Genomic DNA, 18,353 nt, shown 5'->3' on the forward strand with positions numbered 1-18,353 from the left:
GACCCAACGCGGAGATCGCGAAGGAACGCAAAAGTCGCAAAAAATCCAACAAGAAATTTTTGGTCTTCTTCTTTGCGACCTCTGCGAAACCTTTGCGACCTCTGCGTTCGGCTGTCCGATCCCGATCCCCGCCGCCCGCCCCCGCGAAGGCGCGTCAACTGATCCGCGTCAGCACGATCAACACCACCGTCACCGTGATCGCGCCGCCGATGCGTGTCGCGATCTGCGCGAAAGGCATCAGCGTCATGCGGTTGGCGGCCGTCAGGATCGCGACGTCGCCGGTGCCGCCCTGGCCGCTGTGGCACGCATTCACGATGGCCGCTTCGATCGGGTACATCTTCAGCAGCTTGCCGACGAATGCACCCACACCCATCAGCGTCATGACGGTGCACACGATGGTGATGATGGTCGGCAGGTTGAAGGCGGCCACCAGCTTGTCCCATGGCGTGAGCGAAACGCCGATGGCGAACAGCAGCGGATAGGTCACGGCGGTCGAGAAGAACTTGTAGACCACGAACGCGCCTTCCTGCAGTTGCGGCGACACCGCTTGCGTGAGCTTCACGATGACGGCGATGAAGAGCATTGCGACCGGCGCCGGCAGGCCGAACAGGCGCTGGCACATGATGCCCACGAGGTACAGCGTCAGCGCGGTGATGCCCGCGGCTGCGATGTGGGTCACGTCCATGTGGCCGGTGATCTCTTCCTTCGCCGGGTCCATGTCGTCATGCTCGCCGGGCTGCAGCCGGCCCTCGCCGGTCAGGTGCGGGTAGCGCTTGCCGACGTAGTTCAAGGTGCCGGCCAGGATGATGGCCGTCAGGCTGCCGAGCATCACCGGCGGCAGCACCGTCGCGAACAGCGCGCCCTGGTCCTGGTGCAGGATGTCGGCATAGCCGATCGACAGCGGGATCGCGCCTTCGCCGACGCCGCCCGCCATGATCGGCACCACGATGAAGAAGAAGGTGTGGTACGCGCCCAGCCCGAGCAGCGTGCCGACGAGCGTGCCCACCGCGCCTGCCGCGACCGTGCCCGCCGCCAGCGGCACGAAGATCTTCAGGAAGCCCTTGATCAACACCTGCCGGTCCATGCTCAGGATGCTGCCGACGATGATCGACGCGATGAACAGGTAGAGGAAGTTCGACACCTTGGTGAAGTCGGTCGTGACCTTGACGATCTGCTCCGGCAGCAGGTGGTAGTAGACCAACGCCGACGGAATGAAGGTCGCGAAGATGGCCGCGGCGCCGATGTTGCGGATGATCGGAATCCGCTTGCCGATCTCGGCCAGCGTGAAGCCGAAGAAGGCGAACATCACGATCGCCAGCGAGATCTCGTTGGGCAGCTTGCCTGTGTACACGAGCCCCGCGATGAGCGCGCCGGCCAGCACGTAGACCGGCAGCGGGATGATGCCGATGCGGAACTCCATCACCTTCCACCAGCCGTGGGGCCAGAAGCCTTGCGGTGTCGATTCGACAGATGCCGGGAGCGCTGCGTCAGGTGTCTTCATGGCTTTTCTCCGTGACTTGGCAGTGTGGTTGTTCGCCGGAGAAAGAGCAATGGGAAGAATCTGCGTACCGCGGAGACTGCGCGCGAGGCGGCTCGCGTCCTACCTTCACACAGCTTGCGTGCGCGTGCGGCGCGGGCCTGCCTGCTGACATCCATCCAGTGCCCTGCGGTCCACACTGAGTCCATGAGTTGACGGCAGGAGATTCAAGATGACCGCATCGCAAGCACCCAGTGGATTTGTACTTTGTTTTTGCCGTTTGCAGGACGGCAACCAGCTCTATGCGTTCCCGTGCGATGCGCTCGGCAACGTCGACATGGATTCGCTGAGCGAAAAGGCCCGGCTCAACTACCTCTATGCGCGCGCCCTCAGGGGGTTGCAGGTTTCGTGGCCGGCGGTCCGGCGTTGCGCCTGACCACCGGCCGTCCCGCCATCAATCGATCAGTTGAGACTTCAGCGCGTAGTAGGTGAGGTCGCTGTTGCTGGCGAGGTTCATCTTCTCCATCAGCCGCGTGCGATAGGTGCTCACGGTCTTCACCGAAAGCGACAGCGCCTCGCCGATCGCTCCGATGGTCTCGCCCTTTGCCAGCTTCAGGAACACCTGGAACTCGCGCTCCGACAGGTGCTCATGCACGGGCGCGTTGTCCTTGCGGTCCAGTTGGCGCGCCAGCAGGTCGGCCACGGCCGGCGTGATGTAGCGCCGGCCCAGGGCGACCACATGGATGGCCTTCACGATCTCTGCCGGATCGCAGTCCTTGTTCAGGTAGCCCGAGGCGCCCTGGCGAATCATGTTCATCGCGTAGTGCTCTTCGGGGTAGCCGCTCAGGATGAGGATGCCGACTTCCGGCGCCTTGGCGCGGATCATGGCAATGGCGTCGATGCCGCTTTGCCCGGGCATCAGCAGGTCCATCACCAGGACGTCGATCTCGTTGTTGCGCACCAGGTCGATGGCTTCCCGGCCGCTCGCGGCCTCGCCGACCACCCGGAGATCGACATGGTTCGCAAAGTAGTCGCGCAGTCCGTTGCGGACGATGGCGTGGTCGTCGACGATGCCGATCTTGATCATGGAAATTCTCCTCATTGAAAAACCACCGGCGACCTGTGCCGGTGAAGTGTCAATCATCGGTGAACCGAATCGGCCATTTGGGGGTTCCCGTCCCTGTACTGCGTGAGGAAGAGCGCTTGTCCTTCACGGCGGTCGGAAAGCATCCTGCGTGAGCGCGCCGTGCCCTTGCCGAGGGCACGGTTTCGGGATGCCTGGCACGGCTCCGCTGCCCGCGTCCTACAGCCACGGGGTGCGCCGCCTCACAGGGCCGCGCATCGCCGTCTATATGTTTGCCAATTGCTGCCACGCGCGGCGATCCACCCCACGACACAACCCAAGGAATCACCATGAGCAAGGCTCCCCCGAAAAAGAATGATGCGGTCGACTTCCTCGATGCCGACCACATCGCGGTCAAGAAGCTGTTCCAGGAATTCGGCAAGCTCGCCGAAGCCAAGGCCCCCGCGGCCAAGCGCAAGGCGCTTGCGGACGAGATCTGCCGCTCGCTGACGGTGCACACCACCATCGAGGAAGAGATCTTCTATCCCGCGGCCCGCGCGGAAGTGCATGACGAGCCGATGATGGACGAGGCGACCGTCGAGCATGCGAGCGCCAAGGAACTGATCGCGCAGATCGAGGCCATGGGCGCCGACGAGCCGCTGTTCGATGCGAAGGTCGTCGTGCTGGGCGAGCAGATCGACCACCACGTCAAGGAAGAACGCGAGGAAATGTTCCCCAAGGCCCGCGCCTCCGGGATGGACCTGGTCGAACTCAAGGAACAACTGGCGGCGCGCAAGCAGGAACTCATGGCTCAGGTGGAAGCCGCGGCCTGACCCTGCCGGCGGTCCGGGGGAATGACCTTTTGCATTTCCCCCACTTGTGGCACCTACACGACACCTCCTGGCCCCGCGTCGCGCACACTCCGGGCATTGCCGCAATAGGAGGTGCGCATCATGCCCGAGCCCCGTGTCGACCTGGCCAAGCTCACGTTTGGCGTCTTGACGATCGTCCTACTGATCCTTTCGTCGTTGTGGATCCTGCGACCCTTCCTGGGCGCGACGATCTGGGCCGCCATGCTGGTGGTGGCCACCTGGCCGGCGCTGCTGTGGTTCGAGGCGCGCCTCTGGAGACGGCGCGGCCCGGCGGTGCTGGTCATGGTGCTGATCCTGCTGCTGCTGTTCGTACTGCCGCTCACGATGGCGATCTCGACCATCGCCGCCAATGCCGATGACGTCATCGTCTGGGTCAAGTCGCTCACGCGCGATGGCCCGCTGCTGCTTCCTGACTGGGTCGCGCAGTTGCCCCTGGCCGGGCCGAAGCTCGCGACCGCATGGAATGAATTGGTGGCCTCGGGCATGTCGGGTGTGGAGGCCAAGGTCACGCCCTATGCCCGGCAGGTGACGAGCTGGCTGGTGTCGCAGCTGGGCGTGGTGGGGGCGCTGTCGGTGCAGTTCGTGCTGACCGTGGCCATTGCCGGCGTGATGTACGCCAACGGCGAGGATGCCGCCCAGTACATGCGCCGCTTTGGCCGCCGCCTCGGCGGCTCGCGCGGCGAGGATGCCGTGATCCTGGCCGGCAAGGCGATCCGTGGCGTGGCCATGGGCGTCGGCGTCACGGCCATCCTGCAGGCGGTGATCGGCGGGATCGGCCTGGCCATCGCGGGCATCCCGTTCGCGAGCCTGCTGACCGCCGTGATGTTCATGCTCTGCATCGTGCAGATCGGCCCGACGCTGGTGCTGGCGCCGGCCACGGTCTGGCTGTTCTGGAACGGCTCGACGGGGTGGGGCATCTTCCTGGCCGTGTGGACCCTCGTCGTCGGCACCATGGACAACTTCATCCGTCCCATGCTCATCAAGCGCGGCGCCGACCTGCCGCTGCTGCTGATCTTCGCCGGCGTGATCGGCGGCTTGCTGGGCTTCGGCCTGGTCGGCATCTTCGTCGGCCCGGTGATGCTGGCCGTGGCCTACACGCTGATCGATGCGTGGCTGGACGACAAGGAAGCGGACGGGCCGGTGGTGCAGCCCGTCGCGGTGGCGGTCGCGGTGCCGATCGTGCCGCCTGCGCCGTTGGAAACGACGCGCCCGCCCGCCTGATTTCTAGAAGATGATCACGCCGCGGGCGTTGCGGCCCTGCGCCAGGTCGTCGAAGGCCTGCGGCGCCTGGTCGATCGAGTAGCGCTGCGTGATCAGTTCGTCGAGCTTGAGCTTGCCGGCCTGGTAGAGCGACACGAGGCGCGGAAAGTCATGGCGCGGCCGGGTCGAGCCGTAGTAGCTTCCCTTGAGCGTCTTCTCCTCGAAGGCGAGGCTGGCGGTGCGAATGGTGGTGGTGTTGTCCGGGCGCGCAACGCCCACCACGATGGCCGTGCCGCCCTTGCGCACGGTGGCATAGGCCTGCGCCACGATGTCGCCATGTCCCACGCATTCGAAGGCATAGTCGGCGCCGCCGTCGGTGAGCTTTCGCAAGTCCTTCACGAGGTTGGCGGACTTCGATGCGTCGACGACGTGCGTGGCGCCGAAGGTCCTGGCCATCTCGAGCTTGTTGGCCAGCATGTCCACCGCCACGATCATGGTCGCGCCGGCAGCCACGCAGCCCTGGATGGCGCTCAACCCGACCCCGCCGGCGCCGAACACCACGCAGATCGAACCCGCCTCGACCTTGGCCGTGTTGCAGACCGCGCCCCAGCCGGTCATCACGCCGCAGCCGATCAGCGCGCAACGGTCCAGTGGCGCGACCGGCTCGATCTTGACCACGCTGTTCTCGTGCAGCGTCGCGTATTCGGCCATGACGCCGCAGCCGGCCATCACGTTGAGCGGCTGGCCGCTGGCGTCGCGGGTGCGCAGGTGGCCGCCGAGCAACGTGCCTGGCGTGCCGATGGCCACGCTGCAGAGGTTGGCGCGGCCGGTCACGCAGTAGCGGCACTTGCCGCAGGTGTTGACGAAGCTGCTGATCACGTGGTCGCCGACCTGGAAGTCGGCCACGCCGGGGCCCACCTGCGCGATCACGCCCGCGCCCTCGTGCCCGAGGATGATGGGCGGCGGCAAGGGCAGGGTGCCGTTGGTGACCGAGAGGTCGCTGTGGCAGACCCCGCAGGCGGCCATCTTGATCATCACCTCGCCCGGGCCGGGCGGATCGACCAAGATGTCTTCGACGTGGACGGTCAGGTTTTCGCCGCGGAAGACCACGGCCTTGGATTGCATTTGCACGGTTGCTCGTCTCCAGTTGTCTTTGTTGTGTGCCGGAAGGGAATACTCCCGTCGTCCATTCTGCCGGTGAATCGGACCCGGCCCCGACGCGCTTGGGACGCCTCGGCTGCGGCGGCCCGGCCCCTGCGAATCAGAACCGTGTCGGCGCGTAGGGTGCCGGATCGACCAGGGGTTGCGAGCCTTCGATCATCTCCGCCAGCAGCCGTCCGCTGACAGGCCCGAGCGTGAAGCCCTGGTGCGAGTGGCCGAAGTTGAACCACAGCCCCGGGTGCCTGGGCGCCGGGCCCATGATCGGCTTCATGTCGACCGTGCAGGGGCGGTTGCCCAGCCATGGCACGGATTCCACCGGCTCTGGCAGGTCGATCAGTTCGCGCGCCGCGATTTCGGCCTTGCCCAGTTGCACCGGCGTCGAAGGCGCGCCGATGCGGGCGAACTCGGCGCCGGTGGTGACGCGCAGGCCGGCCGCCATCGGCGCGATCACCAGGCCGCGCTCCGCATCCAGCAGCGGCAGGCGCAGGCCGGGGCCGCCGCGGTAGTGACGGTGGTAGCCGCGCTTGACGAACAGCGGCAGCCGGTAGCCGAGCGTGGTGGTCAACTCGCCGGCCCACGGACCCAGCGCGATCACCGCATGGCGCGCCTGCAGCGGGCCGTCCGTCGTCCGGACCTGCCAACCTTGCGCCTCGGGCTGCAGGCTGGCGGCATCGCCCTGGACAAGGCGGCCACCCAGGTCGATGAAGCGCTGCACGTAGCGGTCGACCAGCGCGCCCGGGTCGCTGACGGACCACGGGTCCAGCCAATGCAGGGCGCCCGGGAGGCGGGCATGCAGTCCGGGCTCGGCACGGGCCAGCGCATCGCCATCGAGCAGTTCGAAGCGAACGCCGTAGCGGTCCCGCAAGTCGGCCGCGTTCGTCGCGGCCGCGTCCATCGCGGCCCGGGTGCGAAAGCCGACGCGATAGCCCTCCTTGCGCACCAACTGGGCCGCGTTCGATTCGGCGATGAGCGCATCGTGCTCGCTGAGGCAGTGCTCGATCAGGCGGCTGTAGTCGCGGGCAATGGCGGCGTAACGGCCCGGCGCTGATTCGTGCCAATAGCGCATCAGCTGCGGCACGACGGATGGCAATGCGTCGAGGTGATAGGTGGCGTCGACGCTGCGCTTCAAGGCGACGTCGAGCACGGTCGCCCATTCGCGGGGGAACGCATAGGGCTCGACCGCTTCGCGCTGGATGATGCCGGCGTTGCCATAGGAGGTCTCGCGGCCCGGCGCCTGCCGGTCGACCAGCGCGACCGAATGCCCGCGGCGCGCGAGCTGAAGGGCGGTGCAGGCGCCGACCATTCCGGCGCCGAGGACCAATACGTCGGTGGGCATTTCGTCTTGCCGCTTTCCTGGCTTCCTGTGAAGCGCCTGATTATGGGAGTGGGTTCGCGTGGACTGTTCGCTGCGGGACACTCCAAACGCTCCAATAATCCGCCTCACCCGGAAACCCATCCACGAAGCCCGCACATGCTCATCCGCATCGACGAGGAAATCACCTTTCGCAAGCTCGAGATCCTGCTGGCCTTCATGGAGACCGGCAACCTCGCGCGGGCGGCCGAGCGGCTCGACGTCAGCACGGTGAGCGTCCACCGTGCGCTGCATTCATTGGAGGCCGGCGTTCGATGCGCACTGTTCCGCCATGAAGGCCGCAACCTGCTCCCCACCGACGCCGCGCGCGAACTCGCTGAAGTGGCGCGGGAGGTGTTGCGGACCATGTCCGACGGCATCCGCTCGACGCGCGAAGTGGCCGGCTATTCGGCCGACCGCATCCGCATCGGTTCGCTCTTTTCGCTGACCAGCCGCACGGTGCCGGCGATCGTGATGGGCATGAAGGTCCGCAAGCCTGAACTGCAACTGGAACTGGTGCTCGGCTCCAATGCCGACCTGCTGCAGCGCCTGCGCGACGGCACGGTCGACGCGGCGCTGATTGGCCGGCCCGAAGGTGCGGCCGATGTCGAGTCGGAGCTGCTGTTCGAGGACGACATCTTCTTCGCCGCGCCGACGGGCTCCCGCTATGCCGGGCTTGCGGAGATCGACCTGAGCGCCTGCGCCGACGAGCACTTCGTGAGCCTGGGCGAAGGCTTCGTGACCTACAGCGGCTTCCAGGAGTCGTTTCGCATCGCCGGCTTCACGCCCAACGTCGTCATGGAGACCGGCGACATTTTTTCTCTCATGAACCTGGTGAGCGGCGGTATCGGCTTCACGTTGCTGCCCGGCCGCGTGCGCAGCGTGATGCCGGAGCGCGTGCAACTGATTCCGCTGCAGAGGCGCTATTTGATGTGCCAGAAGATCGGGGTTAGCTTTTTGCGGACGCGGGAGCGGGATCCGAATTTGTTGGCGCTGCTGGCGGTGTGTCGAAAGGCTCGGGCGGAGCTTTGATTCGGTGGCGTATCTGAAATTTTTTGAAGCGCCCACTCCCGCTGTGAGTCGCGGCCGAAAGCCGTCGGCCGAAACGGGTTAGCCTGAATTTATCTTGCTTCAATGCTGCGCAAGATACTCTCAATTTCCGCGTCTTTTGACCGAAGGTTTGGAGGCAGAAGTCCCCTAAAAACCATGGGCAGGACGAACTTCGTCCCTGCAGGAATTTTGGGGTGATCATTATTCGAAATTTCGCCTTTAAATAAGAAAAGTTCTACTTTGTTTGCCGCAAGCAGTTCACGAAGTGCAGAGGCGAGTTTCGTGCTCGGCCAAGACACGAGTCCGCCAAGCTCGGAGAGATCAAACGCATTACTGCTTACATAGTCAACGTCATTTTCGTCCGGTTCGCGCATAATTGACCCCCTTTTCGCCGGCAAAGGGAGCATGTCGAGTAAATGCTGCAGGTCTGCCCGACTAACGAAGGCAGGAGGCTCAAACGTCGAGTCCAGCCGGCTTAGAAGCTGACGTAGTACGAATTCGTACTGTGTGGGATCAGTAAAATCTGCGTAAAGCTTGTCTACAAGAAATGGAGGAATATCGCATGAGCGATAGAGCAAGGGGAGAATTGTTTTTGATTTCTTGGTGACTTGGTAGTGAAGTACCGCTCGTAGCTCTTCTTTAACCCACTGTGAAGCCACAGAATTGGGTGACAAGACGACGCCAAGGTACTCGCTTCCCAGAATGCCATCTTCAATTTTTCCAATGATGCTGTCACCGATCCTAATTTCAGCCTCGTCCACCCAAGCGATCACGCCCGCGCGTCGCAGATCGTCTGCAAGACGGCGAACAAACTCTTTGTCTTCTCTGTTATGGCTCAGAAAGATGCTCGTGGGGTTCATGCTTTCTCCTTCAGATGGCTAAAGTTTGAGATGAGTGGGAGTCGGCTCATAGCCAATGAAGAATTTATTGAATTCATTGGCCCTACGGATAAGGCGGGCCCTGCGCGAGCCATAGTTCTTTAAATCTTGCTTTTCGTCTGGAGTTCGAGGTCCTCCCACTCTGCCTCTCTCGCTCTCCCTCTCTCCGATTGTTTTCTGCTCGAAGGGTACAGGCATCGTATCCGGCAATGTCGCCAATTCCAAGGCGTTTCCTCGAATGGCGTTGCTGCTCGTCGGGGGCAGTTCGGGGCTGCGGCAGCGGTGCTATTGGCGCAACGGCGTAAACGATCCGATTTATAGCGGACGAGGGGAGACGACGCCCGTGCTGGCGGCCCGACCGCCGGGGTTATGCAACTGCAACGGCGTCATCGCCACGTTGATGAACTATGCGGCACGATGCGCGCGCACGGCTTCTTCATACGTCATGCCTGGTTTTGTGGGGGTTAAATCCATTACTTCCGCAGTCTAATGCGAAGCAAAGTTTGCGAATCCGTTCAATTGGATGGCATACGTGCAATCTTGTGTTACTTATAGTCCTGAATTGGCTGTGCCTGCGCAAGGAACATCTCATTGATAAAAATTTCAAACGCCATCGCATCGAGCCTCTTCGGAATGCCAGCGGCATTTTTTGAGGATCACTGCCACGGTATTGATGAGCACTTAGCTGGATTGGATGTGTAACCACGAGATTTCCTATGCTGCTTAGCGAATAAGATTCGGCGACGTTGTCGGCGGTTGGCTTGAGTGCCGAGTTAGGCACGGTGGTTGAATCTAGGCCAGCGGTGATGATCAGTTCGCCCTGTTGAAGTAACGACGGTGACAGCGCGTTTTCGAAGGTACGACACGCACCCCGCACAGTCGCATGGCAATGCACCGCACCATCCCGCGAAATCTGGGTTAACCCTCGATCGTTTCACCCCAGGCGTTTTGCCACGCAGGTGGTTAATTGATCCAACTCACCCCCTTCGGTACCTTTCGTCTCCAGGGAACGGCGCTGCATCTGCAAGGCAGTCAAAGCGCCAGATTCCTCCGCATCGGGCAGTTCGCCCGGCGCGAACCCAGGAGACAAACCCATGATCATCTACGGCACCGCGCTCTTGGCACTCTGCCATCTGCTCGGCATCTTCATCGGTGACCTGCTCGGGCAGGCCCTGGGCGTCAAGACCAACGTGGGCGGAGTCGGTATCGCGATGCTGCTGCTCATCTTCGCCCGGCTCTACATGCAGAAGAAAGACATGCTGCCCAAGCTCACCGAGCTGGGCGTGGAGTACTGGGGCGCGATGTACATCCCCGTGGTCGTCGCCATGGCGGCCCAGCAGGACATGGTCTCCGCGCTGCGCGGCGGCCCGGTTGCGCTGCTGTCTGCCTTCGCTGCGGCAGGCGCCTGCGCCATCGTGATCTCGTTGATCAACCGCACGGAGCGACCGGCGCCCGAAGCGGACACCGCCCCGACCCTCCACGACAACCCCTTGCTCGCCGAAGCGGAGTGAAAAACACCATGCTCGAAATCCTTGAAAAAGCCGCGGCCCTGAACGGCCTCGTCACCGCCTTCGCCATCGTCGGCCTCATCGTCCTGGTCTCGGGGCAGATCTCGAAGCGCCTGACCTTCGGCCGCGTGCATGGCTCGGCCATCGCGATCGTGATCGGCCTGGCGCTGGCTTACTGGGGCGGCACGCAGACCGGTGGCCACAAGGGCCTGGCCGACATGTCGCTGTTCAGTGGCATCGGGCTGATGGGCGGTGCAATGCTGCGCGATTTCGCCATCGTCGCGACGGCCTTTGAAGTGCAGGCCACCGAGGCGCGCAAGGCAGGATTGATCGGCGTGGTCGCGCTGTTGCTGGGCACGCTGATTCCCTTCGTCGTCGGCGCGTCTATCGCCTGGAGCTTCGGCTATTCGGATGCGGTAAGCATGACGACCATCGGCGCCGGTGCGGTGACCTACATCGTCGGCCCGGTGACCGGTGCAGCCATCGGCGCCAGCCCGGACGTGATGGCGCTGAGCATCGCCACCGGCCTGGTCAAGGCCATCATCGTGATGGTCGGCACGCCGATCGCGGCGAAGTTCCTCGTGCTGAAGACACCGCGCTCGGCGATGGTCTTCGGCGGGCTGGCGGGCACGGTGAGCGGCGTGTCGGCGGGCCTTGCCGCCACCGACCGCAAGCTGGTGCCCTACGGCGCACTGGTCGCGACCTTCCACACCGGCCTCGGTTGCCTGCTTGGCCCGTCGCTGCTCTTCTTCGCCGTCAAGGCCATCGTGCATTGAGGTCAACACCATGGATCGCATGAACTGGAACACCAAGACAGCCAACCGCACGGCGCGGCTGGCACGTGTCTCGCAAGCACTCGGCGCGCAGCGCGTCGGCAAGGTCGTGGCAACGGAGGCCATCGGCAAGCTGCTCGAAGCCGCGATAGAACCCGGCGACCGGGTCTGCCTCGAAGGCAACAACCAGAAGCAGGCCGACTTCCTGGCCAGGGCGCTGGTGCAGGTCGATCCGCAGCGCGTGCATCACCTGCACATGGTGCAGTCGGTGCTGGCGCTGCCGGAGCACCTGGACATCTTCGAGAACGGCGTGGCCTCGCGGCTGGACTTCAGCTTCTCGGGGCCGCAGGGCGCCAGGCTGGCCAAGCTGGTGTCGGCCGGGCGCATCGAGATCGGCGCGATCCATACCTACCTGGAGCTGTTCGCGCGCTACTTCGTCGACCTCACGCCCAAGGTGGCTCTCGTGGCGGCGCAGGCGGCCGATGCAGAGGGCAATCTCTACACCGGCCCCAACACCGAGGACACGCCGGCCATCGTCGAGGCCACGGCTTTCTCCGGCGGCATCGTCATCGCGCAGGTCAATGAACTGGTCGACGGCAAGACCACCACGCTGCCGCGCATCGACATCCCGGCCGACTGGGTCAGCTTCGTGGTGAAGGCGCCCAAGCCCAATTTCATCGAGCCGCTGTTCACGCGCGACCCGGCGCAGATCAGCGAGATCCAGGTGCTGATGGCGATGATGGCCATCAAGGGCATCTATGCCGAGTACGGCGTGCAACGCCTGAACCACGGCATCGGCTTCGACACGGCAGCCATTGAACTGCTGCTGCCGACCTATGCCGAATCGCTGGGGCTCAAGGGCAAGATCGCCAAGCACTGGGCACTGAACCCGCATCCGGCGCTGATCCCGGCCATCGAGGCGGGCTGGGTGCAGTCTGTCCATTCCTTCGGCTCCGAGCTGGGCATGGAGGACTACATCCGCGCGCGCTCCGACGTGTTCTTCACCGGCCCCGACGGCAGCCTGCGCAGCAACCGGGCCTTCTGCCAGGCGGCGGGGCACTACGCCTGCGACCTGTTCATCGGCTCGACCTTGCAGATGGACCTCGACGGCAACAGCTCGACTGCGACGCTGGGCCGCATCGCCGGCTTCGGCGGCGCGCCGAACATGGGCGCCGACGCGCGCGGCCGGCGCCACTCGAGCCCGGCGTGGCTCAAGGCCGGCCGCGAGGCGCGCGCAGGCCGCAGCGGCGCGGCGGGCACCCCACGCGGGCAGAAGCTGGTCGTGCAGATGGTCGAGACCTTCCGCGAGCACATGCAGCCCGCCTTCGTCGACCGGCTCGACGCCTGGACGCTGCAGGAGCAGGCCGGCATGGAACTGCCCCCGATCATGATTTACGGCGACGACGTGACGCATGTGCTCACCGAGGAGGGCATTGCCAACCTGCTGCTGTGCCGCAGCGACGAAGAGCGCGAGCAGGCGATCCGTGGCGTGGCCGGCTACACGGCGGTGGGGCTGGGCCGCGACAAGCGCGCGGTAGAGAACCTGCGCGACCGCGGCGTGATCAGGCGGCCGCAAGACCTCGGCATCGACCCGCGCGACGCCACCCGCAACCTGCTGGCCGCGCGCAGCATGCGCGACCTGGTGCGCGCATCCGGCGGGCTGTATCAGCCGCCCAAGCGCTTCCGCAACTGGTAAAGGAATGGACATGAGCGACATCCCCGTGGGCATTGAGACCCTGGACTTTTCTTTCGCTGGCGGCCGGCCCGTCGGCGGCTTCGCACCGGTGCTGGTCGGCGTGGTCGGCTCCGGCAACCTCGAAGTGATGCTCGAAGCGGCGGCAGGCGACGCCTGCGCCGTGCGCGTGGAGACTTCGGCGCGCGGCTTCGGGCCGATCTGGCAGGCCGTTGCGGACGACTTCTTCGCGCGCCATCCGATCGGCGGCTTGCGCGTTTCCATCAACGACATGGGGGCGACGCCCGCCGTGGTGAGCCTGCGCCTGGACCAGGCCGTGGCCGAACTGCCCCAAGGAGGCCGCGCATGATCAGCTTCGCCGAATGCTCCGCTCGCGAGCGCATCGCCCTGTTGTTCGACAAGGGCAGTTTTCATGAATGGATTCCGCCGGCCGAGCGCCTGACCAGCCCGCACCTGGCACAGCTCGGCGTGCCCTCGGCCTTCGACGACGGCGTGGCGATCGGGCGCGCGAAGCTCGACGGGCACACGGTGTTCGTTGCCGCGCAGGAAGGCGAGTTCATGGGTGGCGGCGTCGGCGAGGTGCACGGCGCCAAGCTGGTCGGCATGTTGCAACGTGCCCTGCGCGACAAGCCTGCCGCGGTGGTGGTGTTGGCCGAGTCCGGCGGCGTGCGGCTGCATGAAGCCAACGCCGGGCTCATCGCCGTGTCGGAGGTGATGCGAGCGGTGCTCGACGTGCGCGCGGCCGGCATTCCGGTGGTCTTTCTCATCGGCGGGGCCAATGGGTGCTTCGGCGGCATGGGCATCGTCGCGCGCTGCGCGGACTTCATCGTGATGAGCGATGTGGGCCGGCTCGCGATGTCGGGCCCCGAGGTCATCGAAGCCTCGCACGGCGTGGAGGAATACGACTCGCGCGACCGGGCGCTGGTGTGGCGCACGAGCGGCGGCAAGCATCGCTGGCTGACCGGAGATTGCGACGCGCTGGTGGAAGACGACGTGGCGGCGTTCCGCGCCGCTGCCATCGCGGCGATGAAGGTGTCGCGGCCGGTGACGCTGGAAGCCCTGGAGGCGGAGCACGCGCTGCTCGGCGCTCGGCTGGCGATGCTGCCGCTGGAAAACGATGGAATCGACCAAGCCACGCTCCTGTGGCGCGAACTCGGTATCGACAAGGCCGAGCGCGTGCCCGATCTGGATGTGGACGATGTGCGCGCGCTGCGCGCGGCATGAACAGGAGAACCAGCATGCAATGGAACCAGCTCGCGACCCAGCTCTTCGGGTCCTCCCACGGCATCCAGGCCGACGATGACTTCCTGCACGGCGACGTGGTGTTCGAGGGCCAGCCGATCACGGTCGTCGGCACCACCAACCACGCGCCGATTGGCGTGGCGCTCGCGCTGGCGCAGGCCCGCGTGATCCTCGACACCATCGCGCGGCATCCGAAGCGCCCGATCCTGTTGTTCATCGACACGCAGGGCCAGCAGTTGCGCCGCCGCGATGAGACCCTCGGCATCAACCGCGCCATGGCGCACCTGGGCATGTGCATCGACCTTGCGCGCCGACGCGGCCACCAGGTGATCGGGCTGGTGTACGACCAGGCGCTGTCGGGCGGCTTCATCACCTCCGGCCTGATCGCGGACGGCTGCTACGCGCTGCCCGAAGCCGAGATCCGCGTGATGCGCATTCCGGCGATGGCCCGGGTCACCAAGCTGTCCGAGGAAACGCTCACGGCGCTGTCGGAGTCGAACCCCGTGTTCGCGCCGGGCGTGGGCAACTACGTGGCGATGGGTGGCGTCCGCGCGCTCTGGCAGGGCGACCTGCAGGCCGCGTTGCGCGATGCCCTGGCGGACACGCCGGTCAAGGACACACGCGCGCAGGACGGCGCCGCGCGCGGCGGGCGAAAGCTCTCTGCGTCCGTCGTGGAGCGCGTGCTGGCTGCGGCCTGACGCGCGAGGGCCCCGGCCATGGAAACGCTTCGCAGACATCGACTGGCCCGGCTCTCCAGCGAAGGCTGGCAGGGTGTGCTGGCCCGACCGTGGGACGCGCAGGCGCACGAATGCCTGGCGCATTGGGCACGATATGGATTGCCGCTGGTCGTGACGCGGCAGACGGCCGATGCCGGAGACTGCGAGCTGATCGCGCTGGGCCTGCCTGCACCGGGCCGCTGGGCGCGACGGCGGCTCGCGGTGCATGTTCCGCGCTCGGCTGTCGAGCGCTTCGAGGAGTTTCCCGAACTGGCCGAGGTCGTGGTGTTGCTGCCGCTCTCGGAGCGCACGGCCGGCGACCTGCAGGCCGGGCTCGCGTCATCCGGTGCCACGGCGCACGTCTATGGCAGCTATGGCTGGCAGGCGTTGAGCGGGCTCGATCACGTGCGACCCGGTTCCGACCTCGATCTGTGGGTGGCGGTGCACAGCACGGCGCACGCCGACGATGTGGCCCGGCAGCTGGATCGCTTCGCCTCGTCGCGCCTGCGGCTCGATGGCGAACTCATGTTCGCCGACGGTACGGCGGTGGCTTGGCGCGAATGGTCCGACTGGCGCGCAGGCCGCGCGCGCGGCGTGATGGTCAAGCGCCTCACGGGCGCGGCGCTGCGCTACGACGCCGACTGGTGCGAGGGCGCGCGCGATGCGGCGCTGGCGACATGAACCGCGCGACCCTGCCACTGCGCGCCGACAGGCCGCTCACCTCCACGGCCATCGGCCATGCGGCCACGCTGGCCCTGCACGATGAACTCGCGCTGGCGCCCAAGCCGGGCCTGGTCACGCTGGTCGACAACGGCAGCCACGACGACATGGATGCCCACACCTTCATGCGCAGCCTGTTCGCGCTGCGCCGCTACTTCGTGCAGATCGCCGACGCGGGCCGCTGCGGCGCGGCGTTCCCCGAACTCGAGCGCTGCGGCATCGAGGCCGAGGCGCGCATGCTGGCCGGGACGAGGGGCATCAACACGCATCGCGGCGCGATCTTCATGCTGGGCCTGCTGTGCGCAGCGGCCGGCGCCGTTGCGCGCGGCGGCGCCACGGCGATGACACCGACGACGCTGCGCGACGCACTGCAAGTGCACTGGGGCGATGCGCTCGCCGCACGCAGCCTGCGCGCGTCGACACTGCCCGGCGGCATCGCCGCGCGCAAGCTCGGCCTGCGCGGTGCGTCGCAGGAGGCGGCGATGGGCTTTCCGGTGCTATTTGAGACGGCGGTGCCAACGCTGTTACGAGGCCTCGCCAAGGGCCTGTCGCCTCGGCTGGCACGGCTCGACACGCTGTTCCACGTGATGGCCGTGCTGGACGACAGCAACCTCGCGCATCGCGGCGGCCTCGCCGGCTTGCGCTACGCACAGGCCGCCGCGCAAGGATTCATCGACAGCGGCGGCAGCGCCAGGTCCGGGGCGCTCGCGAAGGCCGAGGCCATTGCCGATGACTTCGTCGCACGCCGCCTGTCGCCCGGCGGAGCGGCCGACACGCTGGCTGCCGCGTGCTGGGTCGTGCGCATCTGTGCCGCTCCATGAGCTTCGCGCTGATCTTCTCCGGCCAGGGCAACCAGCACCCTGCCATGCTGCCCTGGCTGGCAGATGATGGGCGGGTCCAGCAGATGCGCACCCGGCTCGGCGTGGACGATTGGCGCGCCGCCCTCGCAGACCCGGACTGGGCTGCGAACAATGCACATGCGCAGACGCTGCTGACGGCGCTTGCGCTCGCGGCGTGGGGCCAGCTGGCCCCGCACGTTTCGTCGCCCTCGGTCGTCGCGGGCTACAGCGTCGGCGAACTGGCGGCCTTCAGCGCGGCGGGCGTGATCGACAGCGAGGTCGCGGCTTCCCTTGCGCCATTGCGCGCCGCGGCCATGGACGAGAGTGCCGCGCGCCATCCCGGTGGGCTGCTCGCCGTCACCGGCCTGGCGGAACCCGCGCTGGTGCAACTGCGCGCAGTCACGGGGCTGGCGCTGGCCATCCGCAACGGCATCGAAAGCGTCGTGCTCGGCGGCCCCGGCGCAGCCCTGGAGCAGGCGCAACACATCGCGACGGGGCAGGGCGCGCAGTGCACGCGCCTGCGCGTCAACGTCGCCTCCCACACGCCGTGGATGCAGGAGGCAGCGGAGCGCTTCTCGCAGGTGTTGGCCGATGTGCCGTTCCGCTCCCCACGCATCGTGCTGGCCAGCAATGCCGCCGATCGCATCCTCGATGCCGGGGCGGCAAGGACGGCGCTTGCGGCCCAGATCGCGCGGACCGTTCGCTGGGACGAATGCATGCAGAACATCGCCGAGCGCCAGGTGCGCTGCGTGCTGGAGGTCGGCCCGGGCCAGGCTCTCACCCGCATGTGGAATCAACGCTATCCCGACATCCCCGCGCGGGCCTGCGACGACTTCCGCAGCGCCGCCGCCATCGCCGCCTGGCTGCAGGCGCACGAAGACTGAAAAGGCTCGTGCAGCGCCATTGGCCGAACGCCATAGGTTGCATGGCCGGCCCGTTGCGCGAGGCACTCCCGATCAGCGCTTCTTCATTGGGAAAACACCCGATCCGGCTGTCAAGTCAGCCGCCCGGCAGAGTTGGTGCAAATGCAAATTCAGAGCCAAAATGAAACCAGCATGCCCCGACCCGCGCACGACCTTCGATCCGAGTCATGGTGAATCTGGCCGATTTTTCCGACACATCGTTTCTGGAGCCCTGCAAACATTGTGGAGAGCTGCTGCAGGAGCGGGAGCGCTTCTGCCCGTTCTGCGGAACCGATCGAACCGGCGAAGAGGGCGCGCGCGATCCGAGGTTCGATGTCGAGGTGGCCATCGAGCACGGCACCGGCCGGGCGCTGGCGCCCTACGAGATCGACTATCCGCTCATGGACCCGCAGGACCCGCACGAGGTCGGCAGCCACCCCGTCCCGTCGACCGCGATCATGGAGGAGGTCGGCTCCAGCGTGGGCTTCGTGCGCCCCGGCGTGCCCTGGCGGCAGGGCACGCCGGCAGACGAGGGCAGGGTGGATTGGGCCGACAGCCCCGTCACACCCAATCGCCTGATCCTCGGCATCGGGGCCGCACTGGTGGCCTTGCTCGGATTCGCTTTCGCATACGACCATTTCTATCTCGACAAGCAACGCGATGCCGCCAAGTTGCGCGAGTTCAAGGCGAATGTCGAAGCCGTGCGCGGCGCCCTGAAGGAGGGCGACCTCGTGGCCGCGGAACGCAAGCTCGATCTGATGGACGTCGACTACGCCAACAACCCGACAGTGCAGGCCCTCCAGCAGGCGCTCGATCGCCAGTTGCAGGAACAACGACAGGCCGGCGGGCGCGAACTCGCCCCGGACGCGGTGCCGGATGCACCGGCGCCGGCGCCCGCGCCGGCAAGG

The 18,353-nt window shown here is 66.1% G+C and carries 19 protein-coding genes; 14 read left to right on the forward strand and 5 right to left on the reverse strand.

Annotation, left to right across the window (positions count from 1 at the left end; genetic code table 11):
- Positions 1 to 154: 154 nt before the first annotated feature.
- Positions 155 to 1,501 carry a 2-hydroxycarboxylate transporter family protein gene (locus tag HB681_RS05975; protein WP_213953846.1) on the reverse strand — a complete coding sequence of 449 codons (1,347 nt, stop codon included), beginning with the start codon at positions 1,499 to 1,501 and terminating at the stop codon, positions 155 to 157.
- A 208-nt stretch (positions 1,502 to 1,709) separates the two neighbouring features.
- Between HB681_RS05975 and HB681_RS05980 the strand changes: the two genes are divergently transcribed.
- Positions 1,710 to 1,913 (forward strand): hypothetical protein, encoded by a 204-nt coding sequence (locus HB681_RS05980; RefSeq protein ID WP_213953847.1) that lies wholly within the window; start codon positions 1,710 to 1,712, stop codon positions 1,911 to 1,913.
- Between the two features lie 18 nt (positions 1,914 to 1,931).
- Here the strand turns inward: HB681_RS05980 and HB681_RS05985 are convergent, their stop codons facing one another.
- Positions 1,932 to 2,564 carry a response regulator transcription factor gene (locus HB681_RS05985; protein ID WP_213953848.1) on the reverse strand — a complete coding sequence of 211 codons (633 nt, stop codon included), beginning with the start codon at positions 2,562 to 2,564 and terminating at the stop codon, positions 1,932 to 1,934.
- A 326-nt stretch (positions 2,565 to 2,890) separates the two neighbouring features.
- Between HB681_RS05985 and HB681_RS05990 the strand changes: the two genes are divergently transcribed.
- On the forward strand, positions 2,891 to 3,373 hold the full coding sequence (locus HB681_RS05990; RefSeq protein WP_213953849.1) for a hemerythrin domain-containing protein: 483 nt from the start codon (positions 2,891 to 2,893) through the stop codon (positions 3,371 to 3,373).
- Positions 3,374 to 3,493: 120 nt separating this feature from the next.
- Complete coding sequence (ydiK, locus tag HB681_RS05995) at positions 3,494 to 4,633, forward strand: AI-2E family transporter YdiK (RefSeq protein WP_213953850.1); 1,140 nt, start codon at positions 3,494 to 3,496, stop codon at positions 4,631 to 4,633.
- Between the two features lie 3 nt (positions 4,634 to 4,636).
- On the opposite strand, the gene HB681_RS06000 is transcribed toward ydiK, so the two are convergent.
- Together HB681_RS06000 and HB681_RS06005 are read right to left on the reverse strand one after the other, a co-directional pair.
- Complete coding sequence (locus tag HB681_RS06000) at positions 4,637 to 5,737, reverse strand: Zn-dependent alcohol dehydrogenase (protein WP_218628142.1); 1,101 nt, start codon at positions 5,735 to 5,737, stop codon at positions 4,637 to 4,639.
- A 136-nt stretch (positions 5,738 to 5,873) separates the two neighbouring features.
- Entirely contained in the window at positions 5,874 to 7,109 is a 1,236-nt protein-coding gene (locus HB681_RS06005) for an FAD-dependent oxidoreductase (protein ID WP_213953852.1), read from the reverse strand.
- Positions 7,110 to 7,244: 135 nt separating this feature from the next.
- Between HB681_RS06005 and HB681_RS06010 the strand changes: the two genes are divergently transcribed.
- Positions 7,245 to 8,156, forward strand: a complete 912-nt coding sequence (locus tag HB681_RS06010; protein ID WP_213953898.1) for a LysR family transcriptional regulator — start codon at positions 7,245 to 7,247, stop codon at positions 8,154 to 8,156.
- Positions 8,157 to 8,245: 89 nt separating this feature from the next.
- Here HB681_RS06010 and HB681_RS06015 read toward each other — a convergent pair whose 3' ends face one another.
- Positions 8,246 to 9,034: a toll/interleukin-1 receptor domain-containing protein gene (locus HB681_RS06015; protein WP_213953853.1), complete on the reverse strand. Its 789-nt coding sequence runs from the start codon at positions 9,032 to 9,034 to the stop codon at positions 8,246 to 8,248.
- A 1,112-nt stretch (positions 9,035 to 10,146) separates the two neighbouring features.
- Between HB681_RS06015 and madL the strand changes: the two genes are divergently transcribed.
- From madL to HB681_RS06065, 10 genes are all read left to right on the forward strand, one after another.
- Positions 10,147 to 10,563, forward strand: coding sequence for a malonate transporter subunit MadL (gene madL / locus HB681_RS06020; RefSeq protein WP_213953854.1), 417 nt, complete (start codon positions 10,147 to 10,149; stop codon positions 10,561 to 10,563).
- An 8-nt stretch (positions 10,564 to 10,571) separates the two neighbouring features.
- The gene (madM, locus tag HB681_RS06025; RefSeq protein WP_213953855.1) at positions 10,572 to 11,336 is read left to right on the forward strand and encodes a malonate transporter subunit MadM; all 765 of its coding nucleotides are present in this window, start codon (positions 10,572 to 10,574) and stop codon (positions 11,334 to 11,336) included.
- Positions 11,337 to 11,346: 10 nt separating this feature from the next.
- A complete protein-coding gene (gene mdcA, locus HB681_RS06030; RefSeq protein WP_213953856.1) occupies positions 11,347 to 13,029 on the forward strand; it encodes a malonate decarboxylase subunit alpha in 1,683 nt (560 codons plus the stop codon).
- A 10-nt stretch (positions 13,030 to 13,039) separates the two neighbouring features.
- Positions 13,040 to 13,375 (forward strand): malonate decarboxylase acyl carrier protein, encoded by a 336-nt coding sequence (mdcC, locus tag HB681_RS06035; RefSeq protein WP_213953857.1) that lies wholly within the window; start codon positions 13,040 to 13,042, stop codon positions 13,373 to 13,375.
- Positions 13,372 to 14,250 (forward strand): biotin-independent malonate decarboxylase subunit beta, encoded by an 879-nt coding sequence (locus HB681_RS06040; protein WP_213953858.1) that lies wholly within the window; start codon positions 13,372 to 13,374, stop codon positions 14,248 to 14,250. Before mdcC ends, HB681_RS06040 begins: the two co-directional genes overlap by 4 nt.
- Before the next feature lie 14 nt (positions 14,251 to 14,264).
- Positions 14,265 to 14,966 (forward strand): biotin-independent malonate decarboxylase subunit gamma, encoded by a 702-nt coding sequence (gene mdcE, locus HB681_RS06045; RefSeq protein ID WP_213953859.1) that lies wholly within the window; start codon positions 14,265 to 14,267, stop codon positions 14,964 to 14,966.
- Positions 14,967 to 14,984: 18 nt separating this feature from the next.
- On the forward strand, positions 14,985 to 15,665 hold the full coding sequence (mdcG, locus tag HB681_RS06050; RefSeq protein WP_213953860.1) for a malonate decarboxylase holo-[acyl-carrier-protein] synthase: 681 nt from the start codon (positions 14,985 to 14,987) through the stop codon (positions 15,663 to 15,665).
- Entirely contained in the window at positions 15,662 to 16,525 is an 864-nt protein-coding gene (locus HB681_RS06055) for a triphosphoribosyl-dephospho-CoA synthase (protein WP_213953861.1), read from the forward strand. The genes mdcG and HB681_RS06055 overlap by 4 nt, the downstream gene beginning before the upstream one ends.
- Positions 16,522 to 17,427 carry an acyltransferase domain-containing protein gene (locus HB681_RS06060; protein ID WP_213953862.1) on the forward strand — a complete coding sequence of 302 codons (906 nt, stop codon included), beginning with the start codon at positions 16,522 to 16,524 and terminating at the stop codon, positions 17,425 to 17,427. The genes HB681_RS06055 and HB681_RS06060 overlap by 4 nt, the downstream gene beginning before the upstream one ends.
- A 206-nt stretch (positions 17,428 to 17,633) precedes the next feature.
- Positions 17,634 to 18,353, forward strand: a 720-nt coding sequence (locus HB681_RS06065; protein ID WP_213953863.1) for a zinc ribbon domain-containing protein, incomplete at its 3' end; no start/stop codon positions are given.

The organism is Variovorax sp. dw_954 (genome assembly GCF_018449755.1).
Classification (GTDB): domain Bacteria; phylum Pseudomonadota; class Gammaproteobacteria; order Burkholderiales; family Burkholderiaceae_C; genus Variovorax.